The organism is Achromobacter aloeverae (assembly GCF_004121055.1).
Lineage (GTDB): Bacteria > Pseudomonadota > Gammaproteobacteria > Burkholderiales > Burkholderiaceae_B > Bordetella_C > Bordetella_C aloeverae.
The window spans coordinates 272501-285090 of record NZ_PYAL01000004.1 but is presented as its reverse complement, the minus strand read 5'-3'; the positions used below and the strand labels follow the sequence as shown (position 1 = coordinate 285090).

Below are 12590 nucleotides of genomic sequence, written 5' to 3'. Positions count from 1 at the left end.
GCCATGCGGTAATGGGATGCCCTCCGATGAATGCTGTCCCCGAACGTGTCTTCCTGCTCGATGTCGACAATACCCTGTTCGACAACGACCGCCTGCAAGCCGACCTGCGTGGCCACCTGATAGCCACGCTAGGCGCCGAGGGCAACCAGAACTACTGGCAACGCTACGAGGACCTGCGCAGCCGCCTGGGCTATGCCGACTACCTGGGCGCGGTCCAGGCCTTGCGCCAGCCGGGCCGCAACGACCTGCTACTGCCGGGCATCTCCCGCTTTCTGCTCGAATATCCCTTCGCCGACGCCCTGTTCGAGGGCACCCTGGATGCCATCCGCAATATGGAGCGCTGGGGCGTGCCCGTCATCCTTTCGGATGGCGATGCCGTCTACCAGCCCTACAAGATCCGGGGCGCCGGACTGGCCGCCGCCGTGGCGGAGCGCGTGTATATCTACATACACAAGCAGCACATGCTGGCGCAGATCGAACGCGCCCAGCCCGCACGGCACTACGTAATGGTCGACGACAAGCTGGGCCTGCTGACCGCGGTCAAGCAGGCCTGGGGCGCCCGCGTCACCACGATCTTCGTGCGGCAGGGTCACTATGGCCGCGACACGGCCGGCAATGCCCGTTATCCGCCGCCAGACCTGGCCCTGGATCACATCGGCGACCTGGCCCGATGGCAGCCCGCCTTCGCGCCGCAGGCCCCGTCCTGATGGCTGGAGCCGAAGATGCCCGCGCGGGCACGGGTTTTGCCGGCGGGCCTTTCCCGCCGGCCGCCCTCCCGCCGACCGGTCCACATCGCTAAGGAGGCGCCATGCAACCTGGCTACGAACTCCCCCTCTACCTGCTCCCCTTCGACCACCGCAATTCCTACGTCAAGGGGATGTTCGGCTATACCCCCCCTTTGACCGCGGACCAGCGGGCCAAGGTCGAAGACAGCAAGCAATTGATCTACGAAGGCTTCCTGCTGGCCGCGCGAGACCAGCACATCGACGCCGCCCAGGCCGGCGTGCTGGTGGACGAGGAGTACGGCGCGGCCATCCTGCGCGACGCCCGCCAGCGCGGCTATGTCACGGCGGCATCGGTGGAGCGCAGCGGCTCGGATGAGTTCCACTTCGAGTACGGCCCCGACTACGTGGCGCACATCGAATCGTTCGATCCTGCCTTCGCGAAGGTCCTGGTGCGCTATAACCCGGAGGACAGGGACGTGGCGATGAACCAGCGCCAGGCCGCCCGCCTGGCCGAGCTCTCGCGTTATTGCCTGAAGGCTGGCCGCCCCCTGATGTTCGAACTGCTGGTCCCGGCGACGCAGGCGCAGCTCGACAGCGTGCGCGGCGACAAGAACGCCTATGACCTGCAATTGCGGCCGGGCCTGATGATGCAGGCCATGCGGGCCTTGCAGGACGCGGGCGTCGAGCCCGCGGTATGGAAAATCGAAGGCCTGGACCAGCGCGCGGACTGCGCCGCGGTGGTCGACGTGGCGCGCCGCGACGGCCGCGACAAGGTCAGCTGCATCGTGCTGGGCCGCGGCGCGGACGACGCCAAGGTACGCCACTGGCTGACCACGGCCGCCAGCGTGCCGGGATTCATCGGTTTCGCGGTGGGCCGCACCAGTTTCTTCGACGCCGTCGCCGATTTCGAGGCCGGCAGGGCTTCCCGGCAGGAAGCGGCGCAGCGTATCGCCAGCCAGTATGCCGGCTGGGTTTCCATCTTCGAGCGGGCGCGTCGCGCGTCCGCCTGATTCCGCCGCCCGGATGAAGGGCGGCGCTTACGCGAGGGAGTAGGTCCGATGAACGATGCAAGTCACACCGCGCCCCCCCTGACAGGGCCTCTGACCGAAGAGGAATTGCGTCTTATGGACGCCTATTGGCGCGCCGCGAACTACCTGGCGGCGGGCATGATCTATCTGCGGGCGAACCCGCTGCTGCGCCAGCCGCTCAAGCCGGAGCATCTCAAGAACCGCCTGCTGGGTCACTGGGGATCGTCGCCGGGGCAGACCTTCACGCTGGTGCACCTGGACCGCCTGATCCGCCAGCGCGACCTCAATGTGCTCTTCGTGTCGGGCCCGGGCCACGGGGCCCCTGCGTCGCTGGCGTGCGCGTGGCTGGAGGGTCGCTACTCCGAAGTCTATCCGGACCGCTCGCTGGACGAGGCCGGCATGCAGCGCCTGTTCCGGCAGTTCTCGTTCCCGGGCGGCATCGGCTCGCACTGCACGCCGGAGACCCCGGGATCCATACACGAAGGGGGCGAGCTGGGCTACAGCCTCTCGCACGCCTATGGCGCCGCCTTCGACAACCCGGACCTGATCGTCGCGACCATGGTGGGCGACGGCGAAGCCGAGACGGGGCCGCTGGCCGCGTCCTGGCACTCCAACAAATTCCTCAACCCGGTGCATGACGGCGCGGTGCTTCCCATCCTGCACCTGAACGGCTACAAGATCGCCAATCCCACCATCCTGGCGCGCATTCCGCACGAGGAGCTGGAGGCGCTGTTCATCGGCTATGGCTACAAGCCTTACTTCGTCGAGGGCGACGATCCTCCCCGCATGCACCAGCAAATGGCCGCCACGCTGGATGCCTGCATCGATGAAATCCACGCCATACAGCAGCGCGCGCGCGAAGGCGGCGCGAGCGGCCGGCCGCGCTGGCCCATGATCGTACTGCGCTCGCCCAAGGGATGGACAGGACCGAAGACGGTGGATGGGCACCAGGTGGAAGGCTCCTGGCGCGCGCACCAGGTGCCGGTGGCGGATCCCGCGACCAACCGGCACAGCCTGCGGGCGGTCGAGGAATGGCTGCGTAGCTATCGCCCCGAGGAGCTGTTCGACGATGCCGGCGCGCCCATCGCGGCGCTGCGCGCACTGGCGCCGCGCGGCGACCGCCGCATCAGCGCCAATCCCCATGCCAACGGCGGCCTGCTGCGGCGGGACCTGGACCTGCCGCCTTTCCGCGACTACGCCGTGCCGGTGCGCTCGCCCGCCTCGTCCAATATCTCGCCCACCTCCGTGCTGGGGGGCTTCCTGCGCGATGTCATGCGGCGGAACATGAACAACTTCCGCGTCTTCGGCCCCGACGAGACCGCCAGCAACAAGCTGACCGCGCTGTACGAGGCCACCGGCAAGACGTGGCTGGCGCAAACGCTGCCGCAGGACGAGGACGGCGGCGCCCTGTCGCCCGACGGCCGCGTCATGGAAATCCTCAGCGAGCATACGCTGGAAGGCTGGTTCGAGGGCTATGTGCTGACGGGCCGCCACGGCTTCTTCGCCACCTACGAGGCCTTCGTCCATGTCATCGATTCGATGTTCAACCAGCACGCGAAATGGCTGGAAAAGGCCAAGACGGAGCTGGACTGGCGCGCGCCGGTGCCATCGATCAACCTGCTGATCACCTCGCTGGTCTGGCGCCAGGACCATAACGGCTTCACCCACCAGGACCCGGGATTCCTGGACGTGGTGGCCAACAAGAGTCCCGGGGTGGTGCGCATCTACCTGCCCCCGGACGCCAATTGCCTGCTCAGCGTGGCCGATCATTGCCTGCGCACGCGCGACTACATCAATGTCATCGTCGCCGACAAGCAGCCGCACCTGCAGTACCTGGACATGGAGAGCGCCACCATCCATTGCACCAAGGGCATCGGCATCTGGGAATGGGCCAGCACGGACCAGGGCGCGGAGCCGGACGTGGTGATGGCGTGCGCGGGGGATATCGCGACGATGGAGGCGCTGGCGGCGACGGCCTTGCTGAAGGAGAAATTTCCCGACCTGAAGATCCGTTTCATCAACGTGGTGGACCTCTATCGACTGGTCTCCGATACGGAGCATCCGCACGGGCTCAGCGACCGCGACTTCGACTCGCTGTTCACGCGCGACAAGCCGGTGATCTTCAACTTCCATTCCTATTCGTCGCTGGTTCACAAACTGACCTACCGGCGCGCCAACCATGACAATATGCATGTGCATGGCTACCAGGAACGCGGCAATATCAACACGCCGTTCGAGCTGGCCATGATCAACGAGGTGGACCGTTTCCACCTGGCCATCGATGTCATCGATCGCGTGCCAAGACTGCACGTGGTGGGGGCCCATGTGAAGGAATGGCTGCGCGACCGTGTGATCGAGCATATGGCGTACGCCCACGAAGAGGGCATAGACAAGCCCGAAATCCGCGACTGGGTATGGTAACCCCCCCGAAGGCGCTGCGCGCCTTCCCCCCCAGGGGGGCGGCACCGGCGGACCGGCAAAGCCGGCTCCGCTGTGCCCCCGATGGGGCCGGGGTTCTTTTGTGAAAGGTGATTCCCGCCCCTACCGCGCTACGCGCGGCCCCCTCACGGGGGTGAAACCAGCGGACCGGGGGACCCGGATCCGCGGTTTCCCCAAGTGGGGCGGGGTTTTTTACAGGGCCGTCTTGTTGCGCGGAGGGGCGGATGCCATGGCGCCGCGCTGGGCACGCACTATGCGGGAGGTGGATACGGGGCCGGCGCTTTGCGTTGATTGGGATGCGGGTGCGCGGTACCGTTACTTACGGGAGAACCGTCATGACGCAGAAGCAGAAGTCGCAGCCGCAAATGTCGCAGGGCAATGCCGGCGCATCGCGCCGCGCGGATGACCAGCCGCGCGAGACGCAGTACAGCCACGGCGATACGCAGAACCGCAGCAAGAAGGATGGCCACGCCACCCAGCTGGGCACCGGTCAGGACCAAGGCAGCTCGCGCCAGCACGGCGCCGGGGCGCGGCGGCCGCGCTGAGACGCACGGCCTCGGCCGGGGCCCTTGCTCAGCGTGGCGCCATGGCCTGCGCGAAATCGCTCTGCAGGTAATGCTCGACGATTTCGCGGCCCGTGGCCAGCCACACGCCGGGATGCTTGCAGATGTATTCCAGCGCCGCGTCCAGCGCGCCGATGCGGTGCGGCAGGCCCGTGACGAAAGGATGGACGGCAATGGCCATGACGCGGCCGGACGTTTCGCCCTCGCGGTATAGCGTGTCGAACGTGCGCTTGATCGTGGCCTCGAATTCCGGCACCGACATCTTCATGTCGAAGTAGGCCGGCACATCGTTGGTCTGCACCGAATACGGCAGCGATACCATGGGCGGCCGGCCCACCGTCATGGTGTAGGGCTGGTCGTCGTTGACCCAGTCGCACACATAGCGAACGCCAGCTTCGGCCAGATACTCCAGGGTGTGCCAGGTCTCCGCCAGCCCCGGCCCCAGCCAGCCTACCGGCCGCACCCCGGAGGCCTTCTCGATGCGCTCCACGATGCGGAAGATCGCTTCACGTTCCTGCTCCGCCGGCATCTCGTTCAGGCGGATGGCATTGGTGATGCCATGGCCCATGAATTCCCAGCCACGCCGCATGGCCTCCTCGATGATCTCCGGATGATGGTCGCACAACTCGCTGTTCAGCGCGGCACTGGCGCGGATGCCGTAGCGGCTGAGCGTATCCATCAGGCGCCAGACGCCGACCCGGTTGCCGTAGTCGCGCAGCGACCAGTTCCGCACATTCGGGATCTTGGCGTGCGCCGCGGGAATGCGTTCATTGACCACGCCCGGCATCACGTCATCCAGGCCGAAATACTCCACATTCGGATTTATCCACAACGCGACGCGCGCGCCGCCGGGCAACTTGAACGGCGGGCGCGCCGGTTGGGGGATGTACGGAAAAGGTCCGTAGCGACGAGGTTCCATCAATCTTCCTTGACAACATAATCGCGCATACCGTCCTGGTACTTGCGCGCCAACTGCTCGGCCGAAAGCAGGTCGCTTTCCAAGGCCGCGATACGGTCGTAGCCGACCAGATCGGTAATGTCCTGCATGCTGGCCAGCAGGTCGGGGCGATCGATCACCGCATCGCCCTGCATTCCGCCCTGCAAGGCCAGGATCGCCTGGCGCATGCCATGCAGCGCAGCCGCCGGCAGGAAGCGCGGCAGGCTGATTCGGGCCACGCCCATCTCGCCCAGGCGCTTGAAAGGGATCAGCGGCGTGGTGGGCCGCTGCCGGATGCCGAACCCCATGTTGATGTTCACCGGCACGCCGTCGGCGGCCTCCAGCACCCGCAGGATATCGTCCTCGTTGCGGACGGCATCGGGATAGATCATGTCGGCGCCCGCCGCCACGTACTCGCGCACCCGCTTGACCGTGCCTTCGATGCCTTCCACGGCAATGGCGTCGGTGCGCGCGTTGATGATGAAGTCGGGATTCTTCTTGGCCTTGAGCGCGGCCTCGATCTTCAAGGCCATTTCCAGCGGCTCGACCAGCTCCTTGCCCCGCATGGCGCCGCAGCGCTTGGGCATGAACTGGTCTTCGATATTGATGCCGACCACGCCGGCTTCCTCGAAATACTGGACCACATGGTAGACCGTCACCGCATTGCCATAGCCGGTGTCGGCATCGGCCATCAGGGGAAGGTCCACGGCATGAGTCAGCCGTCGACAGGCGTCGACATTGTCACGCAGGCTGAACAGCCCGATATCGGGCTGGCCCAGCAAGGAATTGGCCAGGCCCGCGCCCGTGGTGGACGCGGTCTTGAAGCCCATGGCCTGCGCCAGCAAGGCGCTGTAGCCATCGTAAATCCCTGGCGATACCAGGGGCCGCGCGTTCTTGAGCAGGTCACGCATCCGCCGGCACTTGTCCATGATGTTCCCCTTGGACCGGTTTTCTGCCGCGCCGCCCGGTCTCGCTGGCGTCTCGTCAGTCGGCTGGCGACGCTACTGCGCCTGGATTCCGCCCTCCTGGATGACGACTTTCCATTTGGCGGTTTCGTCCTTGATCAACTGGGCGAATTCGGCGGGCGTGCCCATCACCACGTCCTGTCCCATGTCGTCGAAAATCTTCTTGGTCGCCGGCGCTGCAAGCACCCGGTTCAAGGCGGCATTGATCTTGTTCACGATCGCGGGCGGCGTGCCCGCGGGCGCCAGCAAACCGTTCCAGGTCGTTGCTGTGTAGCCCTTGACGCCTGCTTCTTCCATGGTAGGCACGTCGGGCAAGGTCGGCGACCGTACCGCCCCCGTGACGGCGAGCGCCTTCAGCTTGCCGGCCTTGACCTGCGGCAGCGCCTGCGGCAACACATTGAACATCATGTCGACGCGGCCGCCGAGCAGATCGGTCATGGCTGGGGCGCCTCCGCGATAAGGGACGTGCACGATGTTCACGCCGGTGTCCCGCTTGAACAGTTCGGCGGCCAGGTGCAGGGACGTGCCGGTGCCCGAGGACGCGACGTTCAGCACGCCCGGATGCGCCTTGGCGTAACGCACCAGTTCGGCGACGCTGTCGATATGCAGGGACGGCTGCACGATCAGCGCGTTCTGCACGCTGCCCACCATGCCGATGGGCGCGAAGTCCTTGATCGGATCGAACGTCAGGGTCTTGTACAGGAAGGGATTGGTCGCCAGGCCCGGCGAGCCCATCAACAGCGTGTACCCATCGGGTTCAGCGCGCGCCACCGCCTCCATGGCAAGGTTGCCGCCAGCGCCGGGCCGGTTATCGACAATGACGGGCTGACCCAGTTCCTGCGCCAATCCAGGCGTGATGGAGCGCAGCAGGACGTCGGAGCCGCCGCCCGCGGGAAAGCCCAGGATGATGCGGATAGGCTTGTCGGGATACGACGCGGCACCGGCATCCGCAGCATGCGCACCGGCAGCAGACAGCAATGCGAGCAGCGCGGTCGTGGCAACCGTGGCGGCCGCCAGCAGCGGCTTCTTGCGGGATGATTGGGGAAAAACCGCGGAACCTGAAGATCGTGCGGACTGGAACTTGAAGGGTGTTGCGGACTCGATAACCGGCGCCTTCGAGAAAAAGGCGCCGAACAGCTTGGACAACATCACTTTTTTTCCCCAGGTTTAGCCGTCGCCGCCCTGCGCCGGGGTGGCGGAGGATCCCAGACGAACTCGGCCGTGTACTCGTAGCGGTCTTCGCAAAAATAGTTTTCGGTCCAGCGTATGGGTTGGCCCCCGCGCAGGAAGGTCTGTGCCTGTATGTGCATCACCGGATCGGCCAGGCCAATTTTCAAAAGGTCGGCGATATCGGTATCGGCGCGGCTGACACGGATGGTGTGCAGGCTGCGCTCGACCTTGAGGCCGTAGTCGTGCCAGAAGATCTCGTGCAGCGATTCGCGCTGCATCGCGCTGCGGGAGATCTTGGACAGATAGGAAGGCATGTAGCTGATCACGACCGACAGCGGCTCGCCATCGAGGTCATGCATGCGCACGATCTTGAAAACGTCGGCGCCCTCCTCCAGCCCCAGGAAACGCGCGACTTGCGCCGGCGCGGGAGCCAGGCCCAGGGACAGTATGCGCGGCTTGCTCGACAGGGTGGCGTGCAGGGGATCGCCATTGGAACGCACGTACTTCTTGCGCGGTCCGGCGTCGACGCGCCGGGTGCCGACGCCGCGGCGGCTGCTCAGCAGGCCTTCGCGCTTCAGGTAGCTCAGCGCATGGCGGACCGTGGTGCGGCTGACGCCGAACTCGTCGCACAGCGCTTGTTCAGTCGCCATCTGGTTGCCGGCGCCCAGATCGCCCGCCTCCAGGCGGCGCCGCAGCACCTGTGCGATCTGGTGGTACATCGGAACTCCAGCGCTCAACGTATGCATGGACATATGTATGAAGTTGATTACAATGTTTCAAGTTCGACGCCGCACAATGTTAACCGGATAACTACGCTTACGCACGATATTCAACGGCATAAGCAACGCGAGGAGTATGCGTCATGACCCTGCCCCCGTCGGATGATTTCGGGTCCATCCCAATTGTCGACATTCGACCGCTGTTCGACGCAAGGGATCATGAGGGCGCATTACGGGTCGCGCATAACATCCGCAAGGCCGCGGTGGAAGTCGGTTTTTTCTATATTGCCAACCACAACGTTCCGGCCGACCTGGTGCGCGCGGCCTACATGTGCGCCAAGTATTTCTTCCGGCTGCCGGACGAGATCAAGAATTCGATCGCGATCAACGGTGCGCACCGCGGCTACGTGGCGTTCAAGCAAACGGTGCTGGAAGGCGCCCGCATCGCGGATCTGAAGGAAAGCTTCAACTTCGCCTATCCCTTCACGCCCGAGCATCCGGAGGTGCTGGCCGGCAAGCCCCTGGTCGGCCTGAATCAATGGCTGCCCAATGAAGCGACGTGGCGTTCGATTCTGGAAGACTATTACCAGCATGTCTTTGAGGCAGGTCAACGGGTGCTCGAAGGTATCGCGCTGTCCCTGGACCTGAAGCGCGATTATTTCCGCTCGATGTACAAGCATCCGCTGGTGCGCGCCCGGCTGCTGCATTATCCGCCCCAGCCCCCGGAAGCGGCGGCTGGCCAGTACGGCGCCGCGCCGCATACCGATTTCGGCTGCATCACCATCCTGTGGCAGGACGAGGTCGGCGGGCTGCAAGTGCGCAATCGCAGCGGCGAGTGGGTGCCGGCGCCCTATATCGACGGGACTTTCGTGGTGAATATCGGCGACATGCTGGCGCGCTGGTCCAACGACCTGTTCGTCTCGACGCCGCATCGCGTGGTCAACGCGTCGGGACAGGAGCGCTTTTCCATACCGGTGTTCTACGACCCGGACTTCGATACCACGGTCGAATGCCTGCCGAACTGCGCCACCGCGGACATGCCGCCCAAATACGACCCCATCGTCGCCGGCGACTACATCACGGCGAAATACGATGCGTCGTATTCATACCGGCAGAAGAAGCCGGCGGCGTAGGTGCCGGTGTAAGAAAGCGCCGGCGTAGGAACACCGCCGGCGGGAAGATCACTCTCCGAACAGGTTGCGGCGAATCTGCTCCAGGTGCCCCGTCATCAGGACCGCGGCCTGGGCAGCGTCGCGATCCCGCAGGGCATCGACGATGGCCCGATGCTGCTGCTCATATTCCGCGCGCCGTTGCGGCGTCAGAGAATTGCGTTTCAACCGCCCCCATTCGCCCTGCTCGCGCGCGCGGTTGGTCAACTCCAGGATCTGCATGAAGAATGCGTTGTGCGTCGCCAGCGCGAAGCTCTTGTGCAAGGCTCCATCCCAATGCTCGAAGTCCTCGATCGTCGTTGCGGCCTCGGACTGCTCGATGCAATGCTGCATGGCGGCGAAATCCGCCGCCGTGGCATTGCGCGCGATCATGGGCGGCAGCAAGGGTTCGATCAGGCGGCGGGCCTCCATCAATTCAGCGGGGCTGACCGGCACGTGAAACCACGGCACGGCGGCCGGCGGAGCATCCAGCAGCGACTCGGCCTCGTCGGACACGAAGGTGCCGCTGCCCACGGATTGCCGGATCAGGCCGCGCTCGCGCAGGTCCGCCAGCACGCGCCGCACCGAACCGCGCGAAGCGCCGAAACGCTGGCTCAGCTCACGCTCCGGCGGCAGCTTCACGCCCGCGCGCAAGCGGCCCGCGCCGATTTCTTCCTGCAGATACCGCGCCAACTCCTTGGCGCCCTCGGACCGCACCGCGGCTCCGGCTACCCGTTCATCCACGTTCAGGCACTCCCTTAGATCCAGCGATTCTACACCGACATGAACCAATTGGTTATACCAATCCATAGAATTGTATTGATGAAGATCCATTTTGGTTCTAAATTATGCATCACGACAACCAATTGGATTATCAATCAGTCATGAAATTTGCCAACATCGCGCTCGACGGCATCCCCGCCATCGCCTTGGTCGACACGCAGTCGCAACAGTTCTGGCCTGTCTCCCAACTGACGCCGGATTTCACGGGCGACATGGTCCAACTGGTTCAAAATTTTGATCACCTGCGGACGAAGCTGGCCGCGACGGGCGCAGGCAAACCGTTGGCCGGCGCCAAAATCCTGGCCCCCATCGACCAGCCCCGTCGCAATATCTTCTGCGTCGGCAAGAACTATCACGAGCACGCCGCCGAGTTCAGCAAGTCGGGCTTCGACAGCAGCGCCAAGGAAGGCGAACACGCGCCCGAGGCGCCCGTGGTGTTCACCAAGCCGGCCACCACCGTGATCGGGCCGGGCGCGGCGATCCCCCCGCACAAGCACGTCACGCAGCAGGTCGATTACGAAGCCGAGCTGGCCGTGGTGATCGGCAAGGCCGGCCGCGGCATCCGCAAGGCGGACGCCTTCGACCACATCTTTGGCTACACCATCGTCAACGACGTCACCGCGCGCGACCTGCAAAAGCTGCATCGACAATGGTTCCTGGGCAAGGCGCTGGACGGCTTCTGCCCCATGGGCCCGTACGTGGTCACGCGCGACGAGGTCGACGCCACGCGCCTGGGCGTCAAATGCTGGGTCAACGGCGAGCTGCGCCAGAACGCCAACACGTCGGACCTGATCTTCGACATCCCCACGCTGATCGAAACCATCTCCGCCGGCATCGAGCTCAAGCCCGGCGACGTCATCGCCACCGGCACGCCGGCCGGCGTGGGCATCGGCTTCAAGCCGCCGCGCTTCGTGCAGTCGGGCGACGTCATCCGCATCGAAATCGAGGGCCTGGGCACGCTGGAAAACACCGTGGCCTGACAGGTGCAACCCGGAGCACTGCGCTCCCCTGACCGGAAGAGGCGGCGCATGACCGCCCGGCGCGCCGAAGCCGCGACTACGCGGCCGGCGAGCCCGGTCCCATCACACGGCCGCCACGGCGGATCGTGAGGAGACAATCGATGAGAATCTTTACGCCCTTTCAGCGCGGCGGCCTCGCCGCCGCATTCGCGGTATGCGCCGCCTGGGCAGCCGGCGTCGGCCCGGCCTGGGCCCAGAAATATCCCAGCCACCCCGTGACCATCGTCGTGCCGTTCGGCGCGGGCGGATCCGCCGACGTCTATGCGCGCGTGCTGGCGCAGCGCCTGGGCCAGGAGACCGGCCAGTCCTTCGTGGTGGAGAACCGGCCCGGCGCCGGCGCGGTCATCGGCACCCAATACGTGGCCAAGGCCGCGCCGGACGGCTACACCCTGCTCATGATGTCCAACACGCAGACGGTCAACGAAACGCTGCTGAAGAAGCGGCCCTACGACCTGATGCAGGACTTCACCGCGGTGGCGCCCGTCAACGAGGCGCCGCTGGTGCTGGTCGTGCGCGCCGGCCTGCCGATCAAGTCCGTCAAGGACCTGGTCGCGCAAGCCAGGCAATCGCCGGGCAAGCTCAATTACGCCTCTTCGGGCACGGGCACGCCGTATCACATGGCTGGCGAGCTGTTCAAGAGCATGGCCGGCATCGATATCGCGCACATCCCCTACAAGAGCAGCGGCGGCGCGCGTACGGACGTGCTGGGCGGCCAGGTCGACATGATGTTCGACGCCGTGAGCACCATGACCGAGCTGATCCAGACCCGGAAGGTGGTGGCGCTGGCGACCACCGGCACGGAACGCTCCAACGTCCTGCCCGATACGCCCACCATGGCCGAAGCCGGCGTGCCCGGCTACACCGCGACGATCTGGCTGGGCCTGCTGGCGCCCAGGGGCACGCCGCCGGACGTGGTGAATTTCCTGAACGAGCGCATCTCCCATATCGTCGAACAGCCCGAGGTCCGGTCGGTGTGGGCGCAAAGCGGGGTAACGCCCATGAAGATGACGCCGGCGCAGTTCACCACTTTCCTGAAGCAGGACATCGACAAGTGGGGCGCCATCGTCAAGTCGGCCAATATCACGGTCGACTAG

12 protein-coding genes are annotated in these 12590 nt (G+C 65.3%); 7 read left to right on the top strand and 5 right to left on the bottom strand.

Going from position 1 to position 12590, the window contains the following annotated elements; genetic code table 11:
* The first annotated feature begins 26 nt into the window (after window positions 1-26).
* The 4 genes from C7R54_RS15280 to C7R54_RS15265 all read left to right on the top strand — a co-directional run bounded on the left by C7R54_RS15280 (window position 27) and on the right by C7R54_RS15265 (window position 4737).
* Window positions 27-707: an HAD family hydrolase gene (locus C7R54_RS15280; protein ID WP_129151301.1), complete on the top strand. Its 681-nt coding sequence runs from the start codon at window positions 27-29 to the stop codon at window positions 705-707.
* 101 nt (window positions 708-808) lie between these two features.
* Window positions 809-1735 carry a 2-deoxy-5-keto-D-gluconate 6-phosphate aldolase domain-containing protein gene (locus C7R54_RS15275; protein ID WP_129151300.1) on the top strand — a complete coding sequence of 309 codons (927 nt, stop codon included), beginning with the start codon at window positions 809-811 and terminating at the stop codon, window positions 1733-1735.
* Window positions 1736-1783: 48 nt separating this feature from the next.
* Window positions 1784-4174, top strand: a complete 2391-nt coding sequence (locus C7R54_RS15270) for a phosphoketolase family protein (RefSeq protein WP_129151299.1) — start codon at window positions 1784-1786, stop codon at window positions 4172-4174.
* Between the two features lie 353 nt (window positions 4175-4527).
* Window positions 4528-4737 (top strand): hypothetical protein, encoded by a 210-nt coding sequence (locus tag C7R54_RS15265; protein WP_240039539.1) that lies wholly within the window; start codon window positions 4528-4530, stop codon window positions 4735-4737.
* Between the two features lie 28 nt (window positions 4738-4765).
* On the opposite strand, the gene C7R54_RS15260 is transcribed toward C7R54_RS15265, so the two are convergent.
* From C7R54_RS15260 to C7R54_RS15245, 4 genes are all read right to left on the bottom strand, one after another.
* Window positions 4766-5674: a polysaccharide deacetylase family protein gene (locus C7R54_RS15260; protein ID WP_129151298.1), complete on the bottom strand. Its 909-nt coding sequence runs from the start codon at window positions 5672-5674 to the stop codon at window positions 4766-4768.
* A complete protein-coding gene (locus C7R54_RS15255) occupies window positions 5674-6621 on the bottom strand; it encodes an isocitrate lyase/PEP mutase family protein (RefSeq protein WP_129151297.1) in 948 nt (315 codons plus the stop codon). The genes C7R54_RS15260 and C7R54_RS15255 overlap by 1 nt, the downstream gene beginning before the upstream one ends.
* Before the next feature lie 72 nt (window positions 6622-6693).
* A complete protein-coding gene (locus C7R54_RS15250; RefSeq protein ID WP_129151296.1) occupies window positions 6694-7806 on the bottom strand; it encodes a tripartite tricarboxylate transporter substrate binding protein in 1113 nt (370 codons plus the stop codon).
* The gene (locus C7R54_RS15245) at window positions 7806-8546 is read right to left on the bottom strand and encodes a GntR family transcriptional regulator (RefSeq protein WP_192903668.1); all 741 of its coding nucleotides are present in this window, start codon (window positions 8544-8546) and stop codon (window positions 7806-7808) included. Before C7R54_RS15245 ends, C7R54_RS15250 begins: the two co-directional genes overlap by 1 nt.
* Before the next feature lie 143 nt (window positions 8547-8689).
* Between C7R54_RS15245 and C7R54_RS15240 the strand changes: the two genes are divergently transcribed.
* Window positions 8690-9679 carry an isopenicillin N synthase family dioxygenase gene (locus C7R54_RS15240; RefSeq protein ID WP_129151294.1) on the top strand — a complete coding sequence of 330 codons (990 nt, stop codon included), beginning with the start codon at window positions 8690-8692 and terminating at the stop codon, window positions 9677-9679.
* Window positions 9680-9727: 48 nt separating this feature from the next.
* On the opposite strand, the gene C7R54_RS15235 is transcribed toward C7R54_RS15240, so the two are convergent.
* Window positions 9728-10438, bottom strand: a complete 711-nt coding sequence (locus C7R54_RS15235) for a FadR/GntR family transcriptional regulator (protein ID WP_240039538.1) — start codon at window positions 10436-10438, stop codon at window positions 9728-9730.
* Between the two features lie 140 nt (window positions 10439-10578).
* Here C7R54_RS15235 and C7R54_RS15230 point away from each other — a divergent pair, with 140 nt between their 5' ends.
* Together C7R54_RS15230 and C7R54_RS15225 are read left to right on the top strand one after the other, a co-directional pair.
* Window positions 10579-11457, top strand: a complete 879-nt coding sequence (locus C7R54_RS15230) for a fumarylacetoacetate hydrolase family protein (protein WP_129151292.1) — start codon at window positions 10579-10581, stop codon at window positions 11455-11457.
* Between the two features lie 140 nt (window positions 11458-11597).
* Window positions 11598-12590 carry a Bug family tripartite tricarboxylate transporter substrate binding protein gene (locus C7R54_RS15225; RefSeq protein ID WP_129151291.1) on the top strand — a complete coding sequence of 331 codons (993 nt, stop codon included), beginning with the start codon at window positions 11598-11600 and terminating at the stop codon, window positions 12588-12590.

What these genes read in the sequence shown, in the direction of transcription:
- C7R54_RS15250 (WP_129151296.1), bottom strand. Translation starts at nt 7,806, where the DNA reads ATGTTGTCCAAGCTGTTCGGCGCCTTTTTCTCGAAGGCGCCGGTTATC.
- C7R54_RS15245 (WP_192903668.1), bottom strand. Translation starts at nt 8,546, where the DNA reads ATGTACCACCAGATCGCACAGGTGCTGCGGCGCCGCCTGGAGGCGGGC.
- C7R54_RS15265 (WP_240039539.1), top strand. Translation starts at nt 4,528, where the DNA reads ATGACGCAGAAGCAGAAGTCGCAGCCGCAAATGTCGCAGGGCAATGCC.
- C7R54_RS15275 (WP_129151300.1), top strand. Translation starts at nt 809, where the DNA reads ATGCAACCTGGCTACGAACTCCCCCTCTACCTGCTCCCCTTCGACCAC.
- C7R54_RS15255 (WP_129151297.1), bottom strand. Translation starts at nt 6,621, where the DNA reads ATGGACAAGTGCCGGCGGATGCGTGACCTGCTCAAGAACGCGCGGCCC.
- C7R54_RS15230 (WP_129151292.1), top strand. Translation starts at nt 10,579, where the DNA reads ATGAAATTTGCCAACATCGCGCTCGACGGCATCCCCGCCATCGCCTTG.
- C7R54_RS15260 (WP_129151298.1), bottom strand. Translation starts at nt 5,674, where the DNA reads ATGGAACCTCGTCGCTACGGACCTTTTCCGTACATCCCCCAACCGGCG.
- C7R54_RS15240 (WP_129151294.1), top strand. Translation starts at nt 8,690, where the DNA reads ATGACCCTGCCCCCGTCGGATGATTTCGGGTCCATCCCAATTGTCGAC.
- C7R54_RS15280 (WP_129151301.1), top strand. Translation starts at nt 27, where the DNA reads ATGAATGCTGTCCCCGAACGTGTCTTCCTGCTCGATGTCGACAATACC.
- C7R54_RS15270 (WP_129151299.1), top strand. Translation starts at nt 1,784, where the DNA reads ATGAACGATGCAAGTCACACCGCGCCCCCCCTGACAGGGCCTCTGACC.
- C7R54_RS15225 (WP_129151291.1), top strand. Translation starts at nt 11,598, where the DNA reads ATGAGAATCTTTACGCCCTTTCAGCGCGGCGGCCTCGCCGCCGCATTC.